The sequence below is a fragment of the Emticicia sp. 21SJ11W-3 genome (assembly GCF_024138715.1).
GTDB classification, from domain to species: Bacteria; Bacteroidota; Bacteroidia; order Cytophagales; family Spirosomataceae; genus Emticicia; species Emticicia fluvialis.
Genome location: NZ_CP092074.1, coordinates 529,405 through 554,163 on the forward strand (window position 1 = coordinate 529,405; position 24,759 = coordinate 554,163).

Genomic DNA, 24,759 nt, shown 5'->3' on the forward strand with positions numbered 1-24,759 from the left:
CGTCAGAGGCAGCCTACTTCACTTCAAATGCACCTTTTCCAATCTTGAACCCTTCTGAATAAAGTTCTATTGTATATTTGCCAGCCGTATAGGGGGCATCGTGTGTATAGATGATATCAACTTTCTGGTCATTGTTTTCAAATTGTACACTATGCCGGGTGCTGAAACCCAGCTCATCACCTTCAAAATCAAAAACGCCACTGCCGGTGTTGTCGCTTACCACGCCACCGTTGGCGTCAAGAATACGCACAATAATTTCTTTTTTGTTTTTAACTGCAATTGGATTGGCAGGCATTATGAAAGAAATTTTCAGCCGATGTATGCGAGACGCTCTGAAAGGCGTTGCTTCTCTTACTTTGCCATTGGCCGACAAAGCCGCAACCTGTACATTAATGGCTTTCATGGATGACGCCATGGTTACCTGCCTTTGTAGGTTGAAATTTTCAGCCGAGTACTCTGCCACCGTTTGCGACAAAGACTCTTTATCTGTTTTCAAGTTTTCGTTTTCAGTTAATACTACCTGCTTTTCAAACTCGAGTGTTTGGGTACGTTCTTTTAACTGAGAGTTTTCTTCTTTCAGTAAACTAAATTCTTTGTCTTTGGCTGAAAGGAAATTTTCGTAGTCTTTTATTTTGGCGTCATATTTCTGTATTGAAAAGTTTAAATCAGACTTCAGCAGTTTTTTATCGTTTTCAAGCTGTACTCTGATGCGCTTCAACTCCGTAATATTGCCACCCATCTGATTGATTTTTTCAATCTTTTCGTCGAGCGCTTTTGAGATAGAATCCAGCTTTACCTGGGTGGCCGATAATTGCTCAACCTTTTGTGTCAATGATTGCTGAAGCTCAAAAGTCTCGTTTCGGGCGCCCATAAACAAGTAACCCAACAATGCCAGGATACCGGTTAGTACTCCGAACGAAATCTTGAATACGCCTTGTGTTGCCGATGCACTCATGATACATAGTAATAGTTTGTTAACTACAAACTAACACAACCCAACTTAAAGAGCCGTTAAACTCACTTTAAATTTACCTTAAAATATGATTGAAATTTATTGAAGCGGGAAACTGAGCGTAAATGTAGTGCCCTCAGAGTCAGAATTTACGCTTATGTCGCCATTGTGCAGCCGAACAATCTGCGATACGATGGCCAGGCCAACCCCGTGCCCTTGTACACCCTGGGCCGAGGCATTGCTTCTGTAGAAGGGCTGAAAAATATATGGAATGTCTCTTTTAGGAATAGCAGGGCCACTGTTAAAAAACGATACGGTTATCTGGCCGGGGTGTGAAAAAAAGTTGACCACAGCAGTTTTATTGTCTGAAAACTTGCAGGCGTTATCAAGCAGGTTCATGAAAACCACTTTCAGGGCTGCTTCGTTACCCGGTATAATTAATGCGTTCTCATCATCAGGGAAATTGGCAAAGGTCAGTTGAATCTGGTAGTCTTCATGCCACTTCTGTACCTGGCTTTTGGCCTCCCATAAGAGTTCGTCGAGCCTGACAGGTGTGTATTTTACATTTTCTGCATTGGCCACTACATTCGCCAGATTCAACAGGGTGTTGGTCAACTGGGTAAGGGTGCGGGTGTCTTCCTGTAGCGATTTCAGACTTTTTTCGTAGGCCTCGGGGCTGCGTTTCTGAAGCAGTGTTACTTCTATCTGCGAATAAATCTTGGTAAGTGGATTCTTTAACTCGTGCGACACGTTGGCAATGAACATCTTCTGGGTTACCAGGGCTTCTTCAATGCGGTCGAGCAGTTGATTAAACGTGGCAACCAGTGTGCCTATTTCGTCATCAGGGTTTGGGTATTCTACCCTTTTTTTGACATTACGCGGGAAAATCTGATTTACCTGCCTGATAACACCCGACACAGGCGCCAATGCCCGATTGGCAAAAAGCCAGCCGGAAATACCCAGCAGCAAAATGCCTACGCCTACCATTACAATCAGAATTTTTTTCAGGTCTTTCAGTGCCTCATGCCCGGTGGCGTCAATGGCACTCACAATAACCCAGTTACCTTTATTTTTGGTGGATGCGAAATGGATGCCCAGCACCTGATAATCATTATAACTGGTGTAGGCCGTCGGTGCGGCAGATGCCACCAGCGGGAGTAGCTTTTTATGAAAGCTGGTGTCGGCAGGATGAGTAAAAAAAATGAACTGCTCGAGGGTTTCGTTATAAACCGATATGCTTTCGCTGGTTAATAGTTCTTTGTCTGATACATTCACCAGTTTCATTACCGTTGTATCGGCGGCCTGTATATCAAATAACAAAGTTGTAGTGGTAATGGCGCGGTCTTGCAGGCGTTTATAAAAACGCTTTTCGAGGTATAGTTTACTGAAGAAATAAACCCCGAAAGAAAATACCAGGAGTACCGCCGTTACCAGTATGACAAACTGATAGGTTAGCTTTGAGCGAATGTTTTTCATCAGGAAACTACTTTCAGCACATAGCCCATCCCTATTTGTGTGTGCAGAAGCTTGGGTTCAAAGTCTTTATCTATTTTTTTTCTTAAAAAATTCACATAAACCTCAATCACGTTGGTACCTGTATCAAAGGTAACATCCCAAATTTTTTCGGCCAGCTCGGCCTTTGCAATAACCCTGCCCTGATTACGGATAAAGTACTCCAATAAGCCGAATTCTTTGGCTGTCAGGGTAATTTCCTGCCCGGCGCGTGTTACGGTTTTGGTGTCCAGATCCATTTCCAGGTCGGCAACTTTCAGGGTATTTGAGGTATGCATAATACCAATGTTGCGGCGGGTAAGTGCGCGTACCCGTGCCATCAATTCTCTGAACTCAAACGGCTTGGCCAGGTAATCATCTGCCCCGGCATCCAGGCCTTCAATCTTGTCGTCAGTTGTACCCAAAGCCGTCAGAAGCAGCACCGGCGACGAAACCCCTACTTCGCGCAGTTTCCGGCAAAGCTCCAGTCCATTCATGCCCGGAAGTATGATATCAGATATGATAAGTGCATATACCTGCCTTGTGGCCAGCTGGAAACCCATGGCACCGTCGTACGCTATATCAACTTCCCACTGCTGCTCTTCCAGGCCTTGTCTGATTAACTCAATGGTTCGTACTTCGTCTTCAATCACTAAGATTTTCATGTCTGGTGGCTTTAGATTTACCAAAATTATAAAATTAAACCGAAAACGCAGCTAAGTAAGCACACTTAGCTGCGTTTTCGGCAGAAAATGCGTACCCGCTCAGCGTTTTATTTTATATACCTCTGTTAAGGCCAGCATGAAGCACCCCAGCCCGAAATCTTCATAGTCAGGAACTTTATCATAGGTAACAGGCTGGCCATCTTTTGGCTCTTTGCCTGTACCCTGCACATAGCCCAGAAATCCATTCGGATGCACACAGTTGTTCATGATGGCATGGGCTGCCTTGGCCATTGGCGGGTAAAACTTACGGCGGTCAAGAATACCCTTGTTAATGCCCCATGCCATGCCATATAAAAATAACGAAGTGCCCGTTAACTCTTTGCCTCCAAAATCGTTCGGGTCGGCCAGGCTGGCATTCCAGAAACCATCTGTCCGTTGTAAGGGTAGCAGGGCATTCATCATTTCCAGATACGTTTTTTGATATTCATCGCGGTGCGGGGCATCTTTGGGTAAAATATCCAATACACGTACCAATGCTGCTACAACCCAGCCATTCCCCCGGGCCCAGTAGCAACTTTTGCCTGCCGGGGTTGCATACGGCGGGTCAAAGTCTTTGTCCCGCCACCATAAACCATCTGCCTCATTATACAAGCCCTTTTCACCGTGCCGGGTTTTGGTATACAGATATAATTCGTGCATTTTTTCAAAATAACGGTTGTCTTCGTATATAACCCCCAACTGAGCAAACACAGGCATGGCCATCTGCAGGGCATCTACCCACCACCAGTCGTCTTTTTTTGGGTTGTTCAGCATACTATCTATAGATGCCTTAATATCATGAATACGCTCAGGTTTAGGGTCTATTACATACAAATCTATGTAGGTTTGTCCGCAGCACTGGTCGTCGGCATTGCGGGTGGCAACGCCATTGCGCAAGCTCCATTTATGGGCTTCTCCCCAGGCCACTGCGTAGTCGTAATATCTTTTTTGAGGGTCAATTTTATAGAGTGCCATCAGCCCTTCATAGTACACACCCCTGGTCCAGATATTGCTGGGTCTGGTTTTGTCTGGTCCGGCAATGGGTTTGCTGACATCCGGCCACCGGAGCATAAAATATTCGTTGGCAAGGTTGATGGTTTTCAGGATATCCTGATTTTTAGGCAGGCTTTGCGCAAAGGCACAAAAGCTGGCAAGCAAAAAAATGATAGTTAATGCAGATATAATTTTCTTCATGGAGCTTGATTACTGAATAATATACTTCTAATATGATAAAAAGACGTTTGCCAATAATAAATGGCTGCTTCCAAACACAAAGATAACGTTTTGGGTTGAGTAACTTTCCTGTGCTGTGTGGGTTGTGAGTAAAAGCCCCTGAGCAGTGCGAAGCTTTAATAAGCTGAATTATGAGATTTCTGAAACCCGGGCTGCCTGTATTTTGTTGATGATAGAAATTATACAATTATGACAGGAACATTTGAAGAACTGATAGCCTCAGAAACGCCCATACTTATTGATTTTTTTGCTGAATGGTGTGGGCCGTGCAAGGTTTTATCACCCACTTTACAGCAATTGGCGCATGAAGCAGGCGATCATCTCAAGATAGTAAAAATAGATGTAGACAGGAATCCGAAACTGGCTAATAAATACAAAATATCAGGGGTGCCTACATTAATGCTTTTTAAGAACAGTGAGCTTAAATGGCGGCAGTCTGGCGTATTGTCTTTACCGCAATTGAAAAGTGTTGTTGAGAAGTACAGGTAACAGCAAAAGAGAAACCACTCTAAGCGTATGTGCCTTTAGAGGTAGTAATAAAACGGGCAGATTAAGATATGATTTCTTTTTCAATAATGTCAGACGCTGCCTGTTCAAAGAAACGCTTGATACCATCAAAGGCACCGCTCACAATGGCCAAAGGTAAAAGAAGTGGCATGAATATTATCCATTGTAAAAACATGGATGAATTGAATTTTTTCATAATGGTAGAGGCAAACTTGTAAATAGGTAAATAAGATTACTTAAATAAACGTGGCTCTGATGGGTATAATACCGTTCAGTAACGTTTACTTCTATGTAAAGTTAAAAAAAATATCACCTAAGTGCAAAGTTTTTCTACATTAAAAATTGATTTTATGGTAAAGTTATTTTCCGGTACCTAAAATCAGGTTAATCAGGGGTTGTTGAGGTTTTCTGCCCAGTTGAATCGGTCTCCCGGCGAAAGTTTCCAGGGAGCCATGTTGTTTTCCAGATTCGAAAACATCGCATTCCATGACCCGGGCGCCGAAGATTCTTCCATTACTTTGTAACGACGCAGCTGAAGAATGATATCAAGCGGCGATATATTAACAGGGCATTGTTGTACGCAGGCATTGCAGGTGGTGCAGGCCAGAATTTCTTCTTCCGTAATGTAGTCGCCCAGCAGGGTTTTCCCGCTATCATATTCATAGCCGTTTTGTAACCAGCCTTTCTGGATTTCCTCCAGTCTGTCGCGCGTGTCCATCATTATTTTGCGTGGCGACAGTTTTTTGCCTGTTATATTAGCCGGGCAGGCAGCGGTGCAACGGCCACACTCGGTGCAGCTGTAGGCATCCATCAGGTTTTTCCAGCTCAGGTCTTTTACATCCTTAGCACCAAAGCGGCCCACTTCAGCCGGTGTTGCATCTGGTTGCTCAATTCCCAGCATGATTTTCACCTCTTTCGTTACAGCTGGCATGTTGTGCATTTCTCCTTTGGGGTCAAGATTCGAAAAGTAGGTATTAGGAAACGCCAGAAAGATATGCAGGTGTTTTGAGTAGGTAACATAAAGAGCAAAACCCATAATGCCCAGAATATGAAACCACCAGGCAATGCGTTCATAGGTAACAAGGGCGGTGTCGCTCCAATTATTAAAAACTGGTTGTAGCCATTGGCTAACCAGAAAATTACCCGTTGATGCCTCTGCATAATGGCCAAGGCCCCTTTGCTGCAAAATGGTGTCTGCGGCATTCATACTCAGAAATGCCCACATCAATAATACCTCGGTTATCAATATAATATTGGCGTCGGTGCGGGGCCAGGATGTCATTTCACGGTGACGGCTCTCCTGAAAGCGTGGTACTTTAATAACATTTCTTCTGATAAGAAATACCAGACAAACGGCTACTACACCCAGGGCCAGTAGTTCAAAAAAATTAATCAGAAAACCGTAAAGACTGCCCAGCAAAGGGTAGAACAGGCGATGGGTGCCCAGTATGCCGTCCAGCATTATTTCCAGCACTTCAATATTAATTATCAGAAAACCTGCATAAATGATAAAGTGCATCAGCCCTACAATTGGGCGGTTGAACATCTTTTTTTGCCCGAAAGCAATCAATAGCATGGTTTTAAGACGCTCAGCCGGCCGGTCGGTACGGTCTTCGGCTTGGCCCAGCAGGATGGTTTTCTTGATAAGTTTTACCCGGCGGCCTATAAAAAAACCAGCGGTTGCTAATGCGGCTACAAATAATATCTGGGCGAGTACTTGCATGATATCAGTATTTGGGAAAATAATGGTTGGTAATTTGCCAAACAGTATGCTTGCATACCATTACAAATATAGTCAAAAAACATATAAAGCAAGCGTTGTAAAAATTTTTAAGATTTTTTTTGCCTGAAATTTGTTCATAAAAAGTTTTTGTCTAATTTTGCAGTCCCAAAACACAGGGAATGGTGGTAATAAGGTAATGTAGCTCAGTTGGTAGAGCAAAGGACTGAAAATCCTTGTGTCGGCGGTTCGATTCCGTCCATTACCACCAGAAAATAAAGGCTTTATGAAGAAATTCGTAAAGCCTTTTTTTGTTTACATGAAAAATTCACGGCTCTGAAGCTGTTTAGCATCATGGCCGTGAATTTTTTTGGATGCCACCCTATGGGTGAGCCTTTTTTTGAAGCTGATAAGATTGCACCTTGCCTGCATTGGCAAAAACCTGCATTACTCCGGTTTTTTTGAAGAACACACATTTACGGGTGTCACCCTGAAAATTCAGGCCGCTTTGGTCAAAGTCAACAGGCTGAAACCCTCCCTTCCCGTTGCCCAGCAGCAGGGCGCCTTTGGATGCATCCTGCCTGCCCTGATGGGCCTCATTGGCAAAGAAATTACCCGCTAAAAGTATGTCCTGGTGCCCATCCTGATTGAAGTCTTCGGATAGTATTGAAAAAACGGGCGATTGTTGTGCCTGCCAGGGGAGTGGCGTAAGGCTGAAACCGCCCTTGCCGGTATTTATACCTATACAGCTGCGTAGTTCATAGGCTTGCTTCTCAATAGCCCCTTTCTTATCGGTTTCGCTGAAGAGGTCATCAAACAAAACGCCGGAATAGTCTTTAAAATTGGTGTATCTTTTCCGGAAACTGTTGATTTGTAGGTTCAGGTTGTCGCGCGGATGCACCGGTACCAATTGATTGTTAACATACTGGCCCATAACTGGGTCAATTCTGCCGTTGTTATCAAAGTCTTTGGCCAATAACACAACCGGGTGTTGTGGGGTGGCCTTATAAAATGAGTTCAACCCTTCATTACCCAGCACTAAATCAATCAGGCCGTCATGGTTCAGGTCGGTAGTTGCTATTGTGTTCCACCAGCCTTCTGTTCCGGCCTTTTGGGTGTGTGTAAACTGCCCTCGCTTGTTAATCAGTGTAGTCAGGGGCATCCATTCACCTACTACCACCAGATCGGTATAGCCGTCTTGATTAATGTCTATGGCGGCGGCGTCGCACACCATTCCCAGCTTGCTCAGATAAGGTGCAACCTGAGCGGTGGCATCAGTAAATTTGCCTTTATCGTTTCTGAGTATATAGCTTGGAGGGGCAACCGGATATTGATTTGGAGAAACACGCCCGCCAATAAAAATGTCAAGGTCGTGGTCGTTGTCAATATCAAGGGTGGTAATTGTACGGCTGCTTACGTGTAATAGCGGGAAATCAGCCGTGTTTTTAAAATTGCCCCGGCCATCATTGAGCCATAATTGTGGCCGGTAGGCTTCTGCTATATCCAGAGGTCGCTCGCAACTGCCTCCGGCAAAAATCAGATCCTGGTCTCCGTCATTATCAGCATCAAAAAAATGTATCGCCCCAACTTCCATCAAACGGCTGGTGGGTATTTCCTGTATCCTGCTGAATTTCCCATCCTTATTCTGCACAAAAACCTGTGTTTCGCTGCCATACAAAGCACCTCCTATGGCAAGGTCTTCCAGCCCGTCGCCGTTGATATCCGCTTTAGCTACTGCCGGCCCGGGCTTCGAGAGCATTTTATGCAAGGTGGCTGTTTGGTTAAAGTCTATAAATGTAAAGTCTTTATGCTCAAAATCGGGTGCATGGTCAATTGTTTCAAAAAGCTTTTCTGCAATCAGGGGTGAGGGTTTACCATTTGTTGCGTCTTCATATTTCAGGGTAATTGTTGTGGTCGTACTGTCTATTTCATATTTTTTCTGCACTTTGCCATCAGGCCAGGTAATCATCAGAGAGTCGATTTTTTTCTTTTTTCCTAAACCTACTACGATGTTACGTGGCATGGAAGACAGGTAGCCCCTTACAGGGTAGTTTTCAAATAACAGCACTTCATGGCCAATCCAGGCGGTTATCCGCGTTCCTATGCCTGCTTTATTATTGGCATCACCCTTCAGGTTAATGGTAAGGCTGCTATTTTGCTTATCTGAATTGTTTCTGAAGACTGATGCTTCGCTATCTACATTATTTACTATCAAATCAAGGTCTCCGTCGTTATCAAGGTCGGCATAGGCGGCTCCATTGGCATAAGACAACTCATCCAGCCCCCAGCTTTCAGATACATTTTCAAAATCAAGGTTATTCCTGTTTCTGTAAGCATAGTTTTTCAGTGGTATTTCTGGCACCATTTCCATCAGCTTTTTACGGTTTTCTACCCTCGATTTGTTTGAGCCAAACATATCTTTGTTGCGGTAATAGCTGATAAAGTCCAGGTCTGTTACGTTTTTTCTATAACCATTGGTAATAAATATGTCTTTGAGTCCGTCATTGTCCAGGTCGCAAAGAAGGGTAGACCAGCTCCAGTCTGTTTTGGCTACACCGGCCAATAATCCGTTTTCGCTGAACTGCGGAATCCCCCCCGCATTTCCCACATTGATTTGAAGCATGTTTCGCATATACTGCAACTCATAATTGTATGGTGCGTGTATACTCATTTCTTTTTTGTCGTAGTCGGGCTTGCCCAGCATTTGCTTCTGGCGGGCGTTATCTTCGGGCAGCATATCCAGCTGAAAAATATCTACTTTGCCATCCTGATTGATATCGGCGGCATCAATACCCATACCAGACAAAGCCGTGTGAGGCATAGCGGTTTTAATTACATTCTCAAATTGTCCGTTGCCCTTATTGAGATAGAGTGCATCTGAGCTCAGGAAATCGTTCGAGCAATAGATGTCAGGCCGGCCATCATTATTATAATCAGACACCACCACGCCCAGCCCCAGGCCTTCATAAATGATTCCGGCCTCTGCCGATACATCTCTGAACACCGGATGCCCGTCTGTTGTGCCATCATTTTTGAAAAGTTTGCTGGCAGAAGGATGCGACCCATCGTTCATGGCCGGCCTCAGGTAACTTGGGTTCTGGGTATCAGGCGAGGTATTCAATAAGAAGGCATCCAGGTCTCCGTCTCCGTCATAGTCTAAGAAGGCGGTTTGGGTGGTGTAGCCTGCGTAATCTAATCCGTAGGCGGCGGCAGCTTCTTTAAAAGTGGGGGCAGAGGTCTTTTGATTAATGAATAACAGGTTATGTGTGTCAGCCATTGAGGGGTGGTAGGCTACCGATATATAAATGTCATCCCAGCCGTCATTATTAATGTCAATTATCGAAACCCCGTTGCACCATCGGTTGGTTGACAGCCCGGCCTGTTTGGTTATTTTATCAAATTTCAGGTTTCCTTTATTGAGGTAAAGCTCTGAGCTTACCTGATTGCCCGTCAGGAACACATCCATTAAGCCATCATTGTTAAAGTCTCCGATTCCAACCCCACCACCATTATAAAAATTTGTAAATGTAAAAGCATTCAGCGAGTCGTTTGCCTTCAGTGAATTAACAAAATCAACGCCTGTTTCTGTTACAGCCAGTTTATTGAACAGCCTGGCGGTTTTTTTTTGGCACCCGGAGATAAATAATAGTAAAAGTAAAAATAATAGGGATGGTTTCATGATTGATTTATAGAAATTGATTGTGATTTTAATTAAATATTTCAAGAACTGCACGCGTAATTGTTAAAAAAGTACTAGTTAATAAAAAAAAAATCATACTTAGTTTTTTTTATCGTTTTTATGTGTACATTTGACACATATTTGATTTGTGTGTATTTGACACATATCAAAATTATATAAAAAAACCTTATAAAACTTCTATTTGTACAATTTATTTTAACTCTTAAAAAATGAAGGTAAACAATTACAAACCGACCATCCAGCGAGGTTTATCACGCAAGTCGATAAGGCTGTTGCTGTTTTTCTTAATGTCTTTATTTTCGGTTGGCTCACTGATGGCTCAGGTCAGAGGGGTAGTCAAAAACGAAAATGGCGAGGCATTTCAAGGAGTAAATGTTGTGATTAAGGGCGAAACCAAAGGAACAGTAACCGATGCTGCCGGCCGTTACGAAATTAAGGCTTCCAGCGAGTCTGTTCTGATATTTAGTTTCCTGGGGTATAAACCTGCTGAAATTAGAGTTGGTAATCAGAGGGAAATTAACGTAACCCTGGATGTAGATGCCGGTCTGATGGAAGAAATCGTGGTAGTTGGATACGGTACACAGAAGAAATCGTCACTGACGGGTGCAGTGTCATCCATCACCAACAAAGAGCTGGCCACGCAACCGGTTATCAGCGCCACGCAGGCCATGCAGGGCCGGGTGGCAGGGGTATCTATTGTTAATAATAGCAGCCCCGGAGCTGAGCCAACCGTTCGTATCAGAGGGGTAGGGTCCATCAGCTTGAACCCAAATCCGCTTTATGTAATTGACGGTGTGCCTGCCGGGGGCTTAAATACCATTGCACCCAACGATATTGAATCAATTGAAGTTTTAAAAGATGCCAGCGCTTCTGCCATTTATGGTTCAAGAGCGGCCAATGGCGTTGTTTTGATAACCACCAAAAAAGGAAAGGCCGGTAAACTTACCATCAGCCTTGACTCTTACGTGGGTACGCAATCTGCCTGGAAAACCCTGGACCTGCTGAACAGCGAGCAGTATATCAAATATGGTACAGCTTTGCTGTCTGCTTCGGGTCAACCTATTCCGGGTCGTTTTTCGGCCATGAACACCCCAATTTATGAGGGCGCCACTACCACATTTGCCCAAACCCAGACCAACTGGCAGGATGTAATGTTTAAAAATGGCCCGATTCATAACAACCAGCTTTCATTGGCAGGCGGAACCGAGAAATCGAAGTTTTACCTTTCGCTGGGTAACTTCAAGCAGGAGGGTATCCTGCCATTTACTGAATATGGCCGCCAGAGCATCCGGTTAAACTCAGACCATAGCATTTCTAAATATATATCAATCGGGCAGACCATGATGGTGACGCAAGACAAACGCATTGCCGAAAGAGATGCCGGTGGCCGGAGCATGGTAATGAACATTATGCGTATGGTACCCTACTGGCCTGTAAGCGATCCGACAAAACTGGGTGGTTACAGTACTACTGCACAGGGGCTTGATGCAACCGACCCTGAAAACCCGATGCGTATTGCCGTACAGGAGCAAAAAGACCAGATAGACCGCTCTTTTAAAATGTTGGGTACAGTATATGCCGAAGTGAAGTTTACTAACTGGCTGCGTTACAAATTTACCATGGGTGGCGACTACTCAAGCTCTATTTTCAACGGGTTTGTGCCTATTTATAACGACGGTAACCGTAGCCGCCAGACAGCCGAGCTTACCCAGAACAGAGGGCAGTATTTTTCTACCATACTTACTAATCAGCTAACTTTCGATAAAACCTTCGGAAAGCATTACGTAAACGCTACCGCGGTGCTTGAAAGACAGGATGCTACCTTCAAGTCTATCAACCTGACCGGCCAGAGACCTGACAATAACATTAAAGAGATACAAGGCGCCGCCAATATTAACGGTAATACCTCAAGTTCTGAAAACACCTTGTTGTCTTATGTGGGTCGTTTAAACTATGAGTACAACAGCAAATACCTTTTGAGTGCAACGGTACGCCGCGACGGCTCATCAAAATTTGCACCGGGCAATAAGTGGGGGACGTTCCCTTCGGTTTCATTGGGTTGGAGAATCAGCGAAGAAGCTTTCATGAAAGACATCGTAGCTATTAATGAACTGAAACTGAGAGGAAGTGTGGGTGTAACAGGTTATAACTCAATCGGAGACTATGACTGGCAACCGTTGATTTCAGCCAATAACACTAATTATTCGTTCGGTAATGCTTCTCAGTTGGGCTCTTATTTCAACAGCCTGGGTAACACCGGCCTGAGCTGGGAAGAAACAACCATGAAAAACCTGGGTTTAGACCTTTCGTTGTTCAGCAACAAGGTAAGTATCTCAACCGAGATATACTCACGTAAAACAGATGGTCTATTGCTGCGTGTGCCTCTGCCAGACTCAGAAGGATATTCTAACAGCCCATTGGCCAACGTAGGTAGCATGGAAAACAGAGGTTTTGAGCTTTCTCTGGGTTATCATATTGATAAAAAAGACTTCAAGTCAACCATTACAGGAACTTTTGACCTGGTAAGAAATAAAGTATTAAGCCTAGATACGCCAAATGCTACTATTAATGCAGGTAACAATGCCGATTTTGGTGGATTTGACATCACCCGCACAGAAGCAGGGAGTTCGTTACAGTCGTTCTACGGCTGGCAGGTAGAGAAAATCTTCCAAAATGAAGGCGAAATAGCGGCGGCCAACGGTGCAGACGGTAATTCAGGCACTCCGTATCAGAACGAGGCTACCAAGCCCGGCGATATCAAGTTCAGAGATCTGAACAACGACGGTAAGATTGATGCCAATGACAGAACCTATCTGGGCAGCTACCTGCCTAAATTCTCTTATGGTCTTAACTACTCAGGAACCTACAAAAACTTCGATTTCTCATTGTTCTTCCAGGGTGTGCAAGGCAATAAAATCTATAATGGAACCAAGGTGATTGGTCAGGGTATGTTAAGACTATTCAATGCCACTACTGATGTGCTAAATGCCTGGACACCATCTAACACCAACACAGATGTGCCAAGAGCCGTTAGCGGTGACCCTAACCAGAATGCAAGAACTTCTGACAGATTTATTGAAGATGGATCGTACCTGCGCCTGAAAAACCTGACCGTAGGTTATACCATACCATCAGACAAAATTTCTAAGCTGACCAATAATGTGCTTACCAGAGCCAGAATTTATTTTACCAGCCAGAACCTGCTCACTTTTACCAAGTATAGCGGCTATGACCCTGAGATTGCCTCAAGAAACGGTAACCTGCTTACCAATGGGGTAGATTACGGTATGTACCCTCAGGCGCGCACGCTTACTATTGGTTTAAACCTTGGTTTTAATTAAGAAATTGCCAAAAAAGATTTAAAATACTTCGAAATGAAAAAAACAGTATTGTTATCAGGTTTATTAGGCCTGGCCACCGTGATGAGTTGTAATGACTCTGTTTTGGACAAGGTAAATCCGAACGGTGTAACTTTTGAGACATATTTTACGAACGATAATGAGTTGGTAGCTGGTGTGAATGGCGCTTATGCCATTATTCAGGGTTTTGGCCTTGCAGCCCGTGAGTGGTTCTTTGTTCATGACCTGAGAGGCGATGAAATGGCCACAGGTGGCGGGCAGCTTGAAACCCCCCGTAACCAGTTACTTATTGGGGTGAACGACCCCGCTAACTCTGTTGCTAATTCAGTATGGACAGGTTGGTTCAGAACCATCCACCGTGCCAATGTGGTGCTTGAGAGTGCCAATAAAACCACGGGGGCGTCTTTCTCTACTGCCATAAAAAACCGTGTAACCGGCGAGGCGAAGTTTTTGCGCGCCTGGGCTTATTATGAACTGGCCACCCTATGGGGCGGTGTGCCACTTTATACTGAATACGTTAAGTCTGTTGAGGGCGCCAAGGCCAGATCAAGCCAGCAAGATGTGTACAAACAGGTAATTGATGACCTTAAAGCGGCCGAAGGCCTGCTACCTGCTACCTACGCAGCCAGTGAATATGGCCGTGCCACCAAAGGTGCCGCACAGGTATTGCTTGCCCGTACTTACCTGCAACTGGGCGACTACACCAGCGCTAAAGCCGAACTTGAAAAAGTAGTGAGCTCCGGCCTTTACAAGCTGGTTGATAACTACCTTGACCTGACTAACGAGGAAGGCGAGTTTAACTCAGAATCCATCTTCGAAGTCGTGTTTTCGCCGTCTAATGGTGCCTTTAACTGGAGTGGCCCGGATGGCGACGGAACCAGTGCTCAGGAAGAAACCATCAGAACACAGGAGTATTCGCCTATTGGCTGGAGAAACCTGATACCGTCTGACAAAATGATTAACAGCTATGAAAGCACAGTTAAGGGTGATGCCAAAAACGACCCGCGCTTTGATATGTCTTTCTGGAAGGCCGGAGATAAATTCAATAACGGTAACGATGTAATGAAAGACGAAAATGTGCAGGGTAATTCGTCAAAGTTAAACGGACAAACGCTTAAAATCAGCTGGAGAAAATATTCGGTGCTTTATAAGTCAAATTCAGGATTCACCACCAGCGGTATCAATATGAGAATTATGCGCTATGCAGATGTATTGCTGATGCTGGCCGAATGTGAGAACGAATTGGGTAATTCGACAAGGGCGATTCAGCTGATGAATCAGGTGCGTGCCAGAGCATCGGTAAATATGCCTCCTTATCCAACAGCCAATTATCCTGTCGGTTCAAAAGCACAGGTATTTGCAGCCCTACAGCATGAGCGCTATGTAGAACTGGCTGCCGAGCAGGTGCGTAACTTTGATATTATCAGATGGCGGAAAAACAAAAAAGCCACAGCAGAACCTATTTCTTATTTTGTAGCAAGCAAGCATGAATTACTGCCTCTGCCACAAACAGAAATTGATAATAATCCGAAGATTGATCCTAAAGACCAGAATCCGGGCTATTAATGCAAAGCCTGAGAATAGACCGTTGAAAGGCGGTCTATTCTTACCTGATTGATGTGATAGCCGTGTAAACACTTGGGCGATGCTACCCAAAACAATTTTTGCCTGATTTTCAATTATTTAAAGTTTTTCCGACTCCGTACAAAAAAGCCCTCTTCAGTGAAATGGTAGTGCTGGCAGATGACCAGGCAAAATTAAAAATGTAAAATTAATTCTTTTTTTTCTACAAAAATTTGGCTGAGCAGTATTAATAAGTATATTTGTGTATAAATGACACATATTCAATCCAAGTAAAAATTACACGTCTGAATCCAGATAATTTCTATTGACTACTATCCATTCTAATGAAAAAAAAACTACTCATTATCCTGTTCATTTTCGGAAAAGGAATAGCATCCGGGCAGGTTCCTTTAAAACTTTGGTATAAGCAGCCATCCGGCAATACCTGGGAAAACGCACTACCTATTGGTAATGGGCGCCAGGGTGCCATGATATACGGCAATGTGGAGAAAGAAATCATTCAGTTGAACGAACATACAGTATGGAGTGGAAGCCCTAACAGAAACGATAACCCACTGGCGCTTGAGAACCTGGCAGAAATAAGAAGGCTGATTTTTGATGGTAAGCACAAGGAAGCAGAGAATCTGGCCAACAAAGCCATTATTACCAGGAAATCGCACGGACAAAAGTTTGAACCCGTAGGCAGCCTCAACCTTTTGTTTGAGGGGCATGAAAAATATACAGATTATAACCGCGAACTAGACATCGAAAAGGCCATTGCCAAAACCAGTTATAAGGTAGGCGAGGTGGTCTATACCCGGGAGGCATTTGCTTCACTGACCGACAGGGTTATTGTAATGAGAATCTCGGCCAGCAAGGCAGGCCAGTTGTCATTTACGGCAGGGTATTCGTCTCCGCAAAAAAGAAAAACCGTTGCCACCACCACAAACCGCGAACTAACCATAGCAGGTACAACCAATGACCACGAAACCGTAAAAGGACTGGTTAACTTTAAGGGTATTACCCGTATTCAGCCGGAGGGGGGGCATCTGACACTAACCGATAGTACCCTGACCTTGACAGGCGCCAATGCGGCGGTTATCTTTATTTCAGTTGCTACTAATTTTAATAATTATCAGGACATCAGCGGTGACCAGAACAGCCGCGCCACCGAGTATATGAACAAGGCCGGCAGCAAAACCTATGCCGCCCTGCTCAATGCCCACGTAGCGGCATATCAGAAATTCTTCAATCGGGTAAAACTTGATTTAGGTACTACGCCTGCCGCTCAGGCGCCTACCAACGAACGCCTCCGCAACTTCAGAAACGTAAACGACCCCCACCTGGTAACCCTGTACTATCAGTATGGTCGCTACCTCTTGATATCTTCATCTCAACCCGGCGGGCAGCCGGCTAATCTGCAGGGTATCTGGAACCACCGTGTCAACCCACCCTGGGACAGCAAGTATACCATCAATATCAATGCTGAGATGAATTACTGGCCGGCCGAAAAAACAAACCTTTCAGAGCTGCATGAGCCGTTCCTGACCATGGTTAAAGAACTGGCAGTAACAGGCCGAGAAACAGCCAGAAGCATGTATGGAGCCAGAGGGTGGATGGCCCATCACAATACAGACATCTGGCGGGCCACCGGCGCCATAGACGGGGCTTTCTGGGGTATGTGGACCGCAGGCGGCGGCTGGGTAAGTCAGCATCTGTGGGAGCATTACCTCTACACCGGCGACAAAACCTTTCTGGCGTCGGTATATCCGGTTCTGAAAGATGCCGCTTTGTTTTATGTTGATTTTCTGGTTGAGCACCCCAAATACAAATGGCTGGTGGTGAATCCGGGTAATTCGCCTGAAAACGCTCCGGCTGCCCACGGCGGCTCATCTCTGGATGCCGGCACAACTATGGACAACCAGATAGTAATGGATGTACTCAACAACGCCATCAGGGCAGCCGGTTTGTTAAATAAAGACAAGTCGCTGGTAGATACCCTTTTGCAGGTAAGAAGCAGGCTGGCGCCGATGCAGGTTGGCAAGCATAATCAGTTGCAGGAATGGCTGGACGATGTAGACGACCCCAACGACCATCACCGCCATGTTTCTCATTTGTATGGCTTGTATCCTTCCAACCAGATTTCGGCTTACCGTACACCCGAATTGTTTGCAGCCTCAAAGAACACACTTATACAAAGGGGCGATGTGTCTACCGGTTGGAGCATGGGCTGGAAAGTAAACTGGTGGGCCAAATTGCAGGACGGCAACCATGCCTATTCTCTGATTCAGAATCAACTTACACCTTTGGGAACCAATAAAGACGGTGGCGGTACTTACAATAATCTGTTTGATGCCCACCCGCCTTTTCAGATAGACGGAAACTTTGGCTGTACCTCAGGCATTACCGAAATGCTGATGCAGAGCTCAGACGGTGCCGTTCATGTATTGCCTGCCCTGCCGGATGTATGGCAAACAGGCAGTATTGCAGGCCTGCGAACCAGAGGGGGTTTCGAGCTTGTAGAAATGAAATGGGAAAAAGGCAAAATAACCAGGCTAACGGTAAAATCTACCTTAGGTGGCAACCTTCGCTTGCGCCTGCCTAATGATGTGCAATTGGCTGGTGGAAAAATACTTAAACCGGCCGTTGGTAAAAACCCTAATCCATTTTTCGAGGTGGACGATACCCCAAAGGCTATTATTTCCGGGCAATCGACCATCCAGCCGCTGATTCTGAAAGAGACCAGATTATTTGATATATCCACCCGGAAAGGACAAACCATTGAACTAACCGGATTGTAAACCAAAATTTAAAATCACAAAAATGAAGACCCTTGTTTCCAGGCTTTTAATGATTACGCTTTTATGCCTGACCATCAGCTTTGCTCAATCACAAACCATCATAGTAAATCCTATTCTTACCGGGTTTTATCCTGACCCGAGTATAGTAAAGGTAGGGCCGGATTATTACATCGTCAATTCAACGTTTTCCTATTTTCCGGGTCTGCCCATTATGCACAGCAAAGACCTGAAAAACTGGAAACAGATAGGAAATGTGATTGACCGCCCGTCTCAACTTGATTTTATGGGCGAACGCATGACCCGTGGCTTGTTTGCACCGGCCATCAGCTATTATAAAGGTACTTTTTATGTTACCTGCACCGACATAGACCATGACGGCAACTTTGTGGTAACGGCCAAAAATCCGGCAGGCCCCTGGAGCAATCCGGTGAAGATTCCGCAAGTGCGAGGTATTGATCCGTCTATCTACTTTGATGAAGAAACCGACAAAGCCTATATCATTTATAACAGCGATGCCCCAGACAGAAAACCCCTGTATTCAGGCCATAGAACAATCAGGATGTATGAATTTGATTATCAGAATCTGAAGGTGGTGGGCGAAGAAAAACAACTGGTAAACGGCGGTGTAGATCTTTCTAAAAAACCTGTCTGGATAGAAGGTCCGCATATTCTGAAACGTAACGGATGGTATTATTTATATGCAGCCGAAGGGGGTACCTCTGTTAACCACTCTGAAGTGGTGCTACGCAGTAAATCAGTATGGGGGCCTTACATACCCTTTGAAGGAAACCCGATTTTAACCCAGAGAGAATTACCTGCCAACAGGCCTTACCCGATCACATCAGCAGGCCATGCACAGTTTGTTGAAGGCCCAGATGGCAAAATGTACAGCATTTTTCTGGCCGTGCGCCCTTATGAGGGAGATTATTACAATACGGGTCGCGAAACCTTCATCGCCCCGGTTACCTGGAAAGACGATTGGCCGATGATTGAACATGGCGAAAAGGCCATTCCGTACAGCTATAAAATAGGCATTAAAGAAATAAAACACAAAGGTGGTTTACCGCAATCGGGTAATTTTCAGTACACCATAACTTTTGACAAAGGACTAGACTACTCATGGCTGTTTATGCGTACGGTTGACAGCAGCGCTTTCAAAACCTCAAAGGCCACCGGTTTAACCCTGAAACTAAAACCAGAAACGATTTCAGAACTCGGTAATCCTGCTTTTGTGGGCAGACGCCAGCAGCACCTGAATAGTACTGCCGAAACACAGTTGAGCTTTACGCCCGGGTCTGATAAAGAAAAAGCAGGGCTGGTGATTTTTCAGGACGAACGCCATTATTACTTCATTGCGCAATCAAAAAATGAAGGCAAAGATGTAATTCAGCTTTATAAAAGCCAGCCGAAAGGGAAATCGACCGATTTAATAACCGAAGTTCCGCTGACCACCAATACAGGCAAAGTGTTTTTCAGAATCACCTCTGCCGGTGCAGACTACGGCTTTTACTACTCAACAGATGCGAAAAACTGGCAATTGCTAAAAGACAAAGTAGATGGTAAATTCCTGAGTACCAAAGAGGCGGGTAGTTTCATTGGCTGTGTGTTTGGCTTGTATGCCACCTCAACTGGTGAAAGCTCAGTGAACAGCGCTTCTTTCAGGTTTTTCAAATACAGTGGTAATGACCCCATGCTGAAATGAAAAGACTAGTACAAATATGGGTAACATGCCTGGCTCTGGGTATTATACCTAGCGTACAGGCTCAGGTAAGTAAGGCAAGAAACCCGATTATTTATGCCGATGTGCCAGACATGGCCATGATACGTGTAGGCAAGAATTACTACATGAGCAGCACCACCATGCACATGAGCCCGGGGGTTCCGCTGATGAAGTCCACCGATTTAGTGAACTGGCAGATGATGGGCTATGTATATGACACCCTGGCCAATATTCCGGCTTTGAATCTGACAGATGGCAAGGGTACTTACGGGCGGGGTTCGTGGGCAAGCTGTATCAGGTATCATCAGGGTATCTATTATGTTACCACTTTTGCGCAAACAACCGGCAAAACGCATATTTATAGCACCAGAAATATAGAAAAAGGCCCCTGGAAAGAGGTGTCATTTGCACCAAGTCTGCACGACCACAGCTTGTTTTTTGATGACGACGGCCGGGTGTACATGGTTTACGGAAACGGTAAACTGAGTATCATAGAGCTGAATGCCGATGTGTCCGGCCTTAAAAAAGGGGGCATTAACCAGACACTTATTGAAAATGCCAATGCCCCTGCTGGCGATAAAATTATGCTTGGTGCCGAGGGCTCGCAGTTGTTCAAGGTAAACGGTAAGTACTACCTTTTTAATATTGTATGGCCCCGGGGTGGCATGCGTACGGTACTGGTTCACCGGGCTGATACAATTACCGGCCCGTGGGAAGGGCGCGTGGCCTTGCAGGATTTGGGTGTGGCCCAGGGCGGCCTGATAGATACGCCCGACGGCCGCTGGTTTGCCTACCTGTTCCGTGATTTTGGTGGAGTGGGGCGGATTCCGTATCTGGTGCCTGTCAAATGGGAAGACGGCTGGCCGGTGCTGGGCGAAAACGGCAAAGTACCGGAAACGCTGGACTTACCGGCAGGAAAGGGGCTGATTCCCGGAATAGTGCATTCAGATGAGTTTACACGCAAAAAAGGTGAGCCTGCCTTGCCTTTGGTCTGGCAATGGAACCACAACCCCGATAATACCTTGTGGTCGGTAACTGACCGCAAAGGTTTTTTAAGATTAAAAACAGGTAGACTGGATACTTCTTTTGTTTTAGCACGCAATACACTTACCCAAAGAACCGTAGGGCCTGAGTCATCAGGCTCTACTTTACTTGATGTTTCAAATCTGAAAGAAGGCGATTTCGCCGGTCTGGGCCTATTGCAGAAAAACTATGGGCTGGTGGGTGTAAAAGCTACCTCAGAAGGTAAATTACTTGTGATGATAAGTGCCAATACAGGTAAACCCGTTGAGATTGAACGTATTCCGCTTACCCGAAGTACGGTTTACCTGAAAGCCGAATGTAATTTCAGAGACAGAAAAGATACTGCCCTTTTTTATTACAGCCTTGATGGCAAAACCTGGCAACGAATTGGCGAACCCCTGAAAATGCCTTATACCATACCCCATTTTATGGGCTACCGATTCGGGCTTTTTAATTATGCTACTAAGCAGCCAGGCGGCTTTGCCGACTTTGATTTTTTCAGGATCACAGATACTATTTCAAGCAATCCATAAACCGTATGGCCTCTTTAAAACTATGAAAAATGTCTTTGTTTACCTGCTGATTTCTGCTTCCCTGCTGGCAGGGCAGGTTTGTGTGGCTCAGAACCCCAACTTTCATATCTACCTCTGCATAGGTCAGTCAAATATGGAAGGTGCCGGGCGCATTGAAGCACAGGATACCCTAACTATTGACCCCCGCTTTAAAATACTGGAAGCCGTAGATTGCCCCCAGATTAACCGCGCAAAAGGGCAGTGGTATACAGCCAAACCGCCATTGTGCCGCTGCAGAACAGGGCTTTCGCCAGCTGATTACTTTGGCCGTGCCATGCTTGAAACCATGCCCAATGAGCAATCGCTCGGGCTCGTACATGTTGCCGTGGCAGGTAGCAAACTTGAAATTTTTGATAAAGTAAAGTATAAGGCTTATCTGGATTCATCCGCCAAAGAAAAACCCTGGATGATTAATATGGCCAAAGAATATGGCGGCAACCCGTACGAAAGGCTGATTGAAATGGCCAGAATTGCCCAGAAATCGGGCGTTATTAAAGGCATTCTGTTGCATCAGGGAGAGTCAAACACCGGCGACAAAACCTGGCCCGCACAGGTAAAGAAACTGTATGACGATATTCTGGCCGATTTGAACCTGGCTCCAAACTCTATTCCTCTGCTTGCCGGAGAGGTGGTGGGTGCAGACCAGGGCGGTAAATGTGCCAGCATGAACGAAATTATAGCTACGCTGCCTCAAACTCTGCCAAAAGCCGTCGTTGTTTCGTCAAAAGGCCTGCCTGCAGTGCCAGACAAACTGCATTTCAGCAGTGAGGGGGTGCGAGATTTCGGCAAGAGGTACGCTGCGGCTCTACTGGTTGCTGAAGGAAGAAAATAAACGCACAAAAGACACTTTGCCAATAGATTAGATGAATTGCTGAAACTTATTTATAATAGTATTATTTTTCTAAAATCAACCTTAAATAAAACTATCATGAAAAGGGTATATCTTATATTCTGCATTTCAGCATTTTTCAATCTTGCCCAAAGTTTGGTTACCATTGCTCAGGAAAAAATAATATTGTACCCGAATGGCGTTCCGAACGCAAAGCCCGCTGCCGTAAAAGAGACAGGGGCAGAAAACGGCGTTTACAAAGGCATCACCAACCCGACTCTGGAATACTACAAGGCTAATCCGGCACTATCTACGGGCGCTGCTGTGATTGTGGTTGCCGGCGGAGGGTATGGCGTAATTGTCTATAACGGAGAAGGCATAAATACGGCCAAAGCGCTGGCAGAAAAAGGGATAGCCGCCTTTGTGTTAAAGTATCGCCTGCCGAGTGACGAAATAATGAACGATAAGAAAATCGGCCCCTTGCAGGACGCCCAGCAAGCCATAAAGCTTGTGAGAGACAATGCCGCCGGATGGGGCATTGACCCAAATAAAATCGGAATCATGGGTTTTTCGGCCGGAGGGCATCTGGCCAGCACTGCCGCCACGCATTTCGAAAAAGCCTGGGTGAGTAATCCTGAAAAAACAAGCCTTCGGCCAGACTTCCAGATACTGGTTTATCCGGTTATCAGTATGCTTGACAGCCTCACGCATCATGGCTCAAGAGATAACCTGCTCGGCAAAAATCCATCTTCAGAAGACAAACAGTATTTTTCAAACGATTTGCAAATCAAAGCCAATACACCACCAGCGTGGCTTACCCATGCTGCAGATGATAAAGTAGTGGATGTAGACAACAGCATTGCCTACTTTGAGCGGCTCAGAAAACATAAAGTAGACGTAGAAATGCATATTTTCCCGAAGGGTGACCATGGATTTATATTCAGGCATCCGGGCTGGATGAACCCCTTGTTTGATTGGCTAAAACGTTATGGTTGGACCAAATAAATAACTGAAACTAATGAAAAAACAATCTTTATACTTATTAAAACTTTTGCTGGCGTTAGTACCTATTACCGGTGTAGCCCAACTGGACAAACCTGTAAAAGTGCAGCAGGGTTTGGTTCAGGGAACAATTGAAGGTGGTTTAGCTGTCTTTAAAGGTATTCCGTTTGCGGCACCTCCTGTCGGTGAGCTCCGCTGGAAAGCCCCGCAGCCTGCGGCCGCCTGGTCGGGCGTAAAAAATACCACACAGTTTGCTCCGGCTCCGTTTCAGGGGGGGAATCCGCCTTCAGGTAAAAGTGAAGACTGTCTGTATCTGAACATCTGGTCGCCGGTCAAAACGCCTAAAGAGAACCTGCCGGTATTGGTCTGGATTTACGGAGGGGGCTTTAGTTTCGGTGCCACTTCAGAGCCTGTTTACACCGGCGAGAACCTCGCCAAAAAAGGAGTAATACTGGTAAGCATCGCTTACCGGGTAGGGCAGATGGGTTTTCTGGCACATCCGGAGTTAAGCGCTGAAAACCCACAGCGGGTATCAGGTAATTATGGATTGCTCGATATGATTGCCGGTTTGAAATGGGTTCGGCAAAATATCAAAGCCTTTGGTGGTAACCCCGACAAAGTAACCATCTTTGGTGAGTCTGCCGGGGGTATAGCCGTCAGTATGCTTTGTGTTTCACCTTTGGCCAAAGGTTTGTTTCATGGAGCTATTTCTCAGAGTGGCGGTTCTTTTGGTCCTTACCGGAGTACAACGTATCCCGGAGAAAACATGAAGATGCTTTCTTTTGCAGAAAAACAGGGGCTAGAGTTTATGGAGAAAGCCGGTGCTAAAAATCTGGCTGAATTAAGAAGTTTACCTGCCGACAAACTGCCGTCGGGATTTGGCCTGCCCGGTGCCTGGCCTATCATTGACGGCTACGTAGTGCCTGACGACCAGCACTTACTATACGAAAGAAAAAAATATAACGATACCCCCATACTGATTGGCTATAATTCAGACGAAGGCGCTAGTTTCTCTCCACCCAAAACACCTAAAGATTATGTGGATGGTACAAACAAACGCTATGGGAAATTTGCCGATGAACTGATAAAGGCCTACCCGGTTGGTGAAACCAAGGTGCCTAAAACGGCTCGCGACCTGGCGCGTGATGCTGCATTTGGCTGGCATACCTGGAGTTGGGCAAGGCTACAATCACAAACCGGTAAGTCGAAGGTTTACTATTACTACTTCGACCAGCACCCGGAGTTTCCGGCTGATTCACCGCGGCATGGCTATGGTTCGCCTCATGGGCAAGACGTAGGCTTTGTGTTCGGACACATTAATCCGAATAGTCAGGAAAAGACGCCAAGCGATGCCGATGTCTCAGAAACAATTATGACTTACTGGACAAACTTTGCCAAATACGGCGACCCTAACGGCAAAGGCGTACCTCAGTGGGAGCCATTCAGCATTCAGAAGCCCGGTGTGATGCATTTTCAGCAAAAGGCGCAAATGGGTGGCGTGCCAAGCGCAGAGGCCTTGCAGGTGCTTGATAAATACTTTGAATGGCGCCGCACCTCAGAAGGAAAACAATGGGCCAGGTAAA

The 24,759-nt window shown here is 45.4% G+C and carries 16 protein-coding genes and 1 tRNA gene; 10 read left to right on the top strand and 7 right to left on the bottom strand.

Annotated features, from left to right (window positions below; genetic code table 11):
- Positions 1-13: 13 nt before the first annotated feature.
- From MB380_RS02175 to MB380_RS02190, 4 genes are all read right to left on the bottom strand, one after another.
- Positions 14-955 (bottom strand): hypothetical protein, encoded by a 942-nt coding sequence (locus tag MB380_RS02175; protein WP_253532815.1) that lies wholly within the window; start codon positions 953-955, stop codon positions 14-16.
- A 96-nt stretch (positions 956-1,051) separates the two neighbouring features.
- Positions 1,052-2,428, bottom strand: coding sequence for a HAMP domain-containing sensor histidine kinase (locus MB380_RS02180; protein ID WP_253532817.1), 1,377 nt, complete (start codon positions 2,426-2,428; stop codon positions 1,052-1,054).
- On the bottom strand, positions 2,428-3,108 hold the full coding sequence (locus MB380_RS02185) for a response regulator transcription factor (protein WP_253532828.1): 681 nt from the start codon (positions 3,106-3,108) through the stop codon (positions 2,428-2,430). The genes MB380_RS02180 and MB380_RS02185 overlap by 1 nt, the downstream gene beginning before the upstream one ends.
- A 99-nt stretch (positions 3,109-3,207) precedes the next feature.
- Positions 3,208-4,341: a glycoside hydrolase family 88 protein gene (locus tag MB380_RS02190; RefSeq protein WP_253532829.1), complete on the bottom strand. Its 1,134-nt coding sequence runs from the start codon at positions 4,339-4,341 to the stop codon at positions 3,208-3,210.
- Positions 4,342-4,569: 228 nt separating this feature from the next.
- Here MB380_RS02190 and trxA point away from each other — a divergent pair, with 228 nt between their 5' ends.
- Positions 4,570-4,869 carry a thioredoxin gene (trxA, locus tag MB380_RS02195; protein ID WP_253532831.1) on the top strand — a complete coding sequence of 100 codons (300 nt, stop codon included), beginning with the start codon at positions 4,570-4,572 and terminating at the stop codon, positions 4,867-4,869.
- 61 nt (positions 4,870-4,930) lie between these two features.
- Here trxA and MB380_RS02200 read toward each other — a convergent pair whose 3' ends face one another.
- Positions 4,931-5,083, bottom strand: coding sequence for a hypothetical protein (locus MB380_RS02200; RefSeq protein WP_253532833.1), 153 nt, complete (start codon positions 5,081-5,083; stop codon positions 4,931-4,933).
- A gap of 192 nt (positions 5,084-5,275) precedes the next feature.
- Entirely contained in the window at positions 5,276-6,610 is a 1,335-nt protein-coding gene (locus MB380_RS02205) for a 4Fe-4S dicluster domain-containing protein (protein WP_253532838.1), read from the bottom strand.
- A gap of 192 nt (positions 6,611-6,802) precedes the next feature.
- Here MB380_RS02205 and MB380_RS02210 point away from each other — a divergent pair.
- Positions 6,803-6,878, top strand: a tRNA-Phe gene (locus MB380_RS02210).
- A gap of 111 nt (positions 6,879-6,989) precedes the next feature.
- On the opposite strand, the gene MB380_RS02215 is transcribed toward MB380_RS02210, so the two are convergent.
- Entirely contained in the window at positions 6,990-10,286 is a 3,297-nt protein-coding gene (locus MB380_RS02215) for a VCBS repeat-containing protein (protein WP_253532840.1), read from the bottom strand.
- 230 nt (positions 10,287-10,516) lie between these two features.
- Here MB380_RS02215 and MB380_RS02220 point away from each other — a divergent pair, with 230 nt between their 5' ends.
- The 8 genes from MB380_RS02220 (at position 10,517) to MB380_RS02255 (ending at position 24,758) form a co-directional block, all read left to right on the top strand.
- The gene (locus MB380_RS02220; RefSeq protein ID WP_253532842.1) at positions 10,517-13,648 is read left to right on the top strand and encodes a TonB-dependent receptor; all 3,132 of its coding nucleotides are present in this window, start codon (positions 10,517-10,519) and stop codon (positions 13,646-13,648) included.
- 33 nt (positions 13,649-13,681) lie between these two features.
- The gene (locus MB380_RS02225; RefSeq protein WP_253532844.1) at positions 13,682-15,232 is read left to right on the top strand and encodes a RagB/SusD family nutrient uptake outer membrane protein; all 1,551 of its coding nucleotides are present in this window, start codon (positions 13,682-13,684) and stop codon (positions 15,230-15,232) included.
- Between the two features lie 341 nt (positions 15,233-15,573).
- Entirely contained in the window at positions 15,574-18,030 is a 2,457-nt protein-coding gene (locus MB380_RS02230; RefSeq protein WP_253532846.1) for a glycosyl hydrolase family 95 catalytic domain-containing protein, read from the top strand.
- A 49-nt stretch (positions 18,031-18,079) separates the two neighbouring features.
- Positions 18,080-19,732, top strand: a complete 1,653-nt coding sequence (locus tag MB380_RS02235; RefSeq protein ID WP_253535507.1) for a glycoside hydrolase family 43 protein — start codon at positions 18,080-18,082, stop codon at positions 19,730-19,732.
- Positions 19,729-21,306: a glycoside hydrolase 43 family protein gene (locus tag MB380_RS02240; protein ID WP_253532848.1), complete on the top strand. Its 1,578-nt coding sequence runs from the start codon at positions 19,729-19,731 to the stop codon at positions 21,304-21,306. Before MB380_RS02235 ends, MB380_RS02240 begins: the two co-directional genes overlap by 4 nt.
- Before the next feature lie 22 nt (positions 21,307-21,328).
- Complete coding sequence (locus MB380_RS02245; RefSeq protein WP_253532850.1) at positions 21,329-22,177, top strand: sialate O-acetylesterase; 849 nt, start codon at positions 21,329-21,331, stop codon at positions 22,175-22,177.
- A 96-nt stretch (positions 22,178-22,273) separates the two neighbouring features.
- Positions 22,274-23,179, top strand: coding sequence for an alpha/beta hydrolase (locus MB380_RS02250; RefSeq protein WP_253532852.1), 906 nt, complete (start codon positions 22,274-22,276; stop codon positions 23,177-23,179).
- Positions 23,180-23,192: 13 nt separating this feature from the next.
- Positions 23,193-24,758 carry a carboxylesterase/lipase family protein gene (locus MB380_RS02255; RefSeq protein WP_253532854.1) on the top strand — a complete coding sequence of 522 codons (1,566 nt, stop codon included), beginning with the start codon at positions 23,193-23,195 and terminating at the stop codon, positions 24,756-24,758.
- Position 24,759 lies beyond the last annotated feature (1 nt).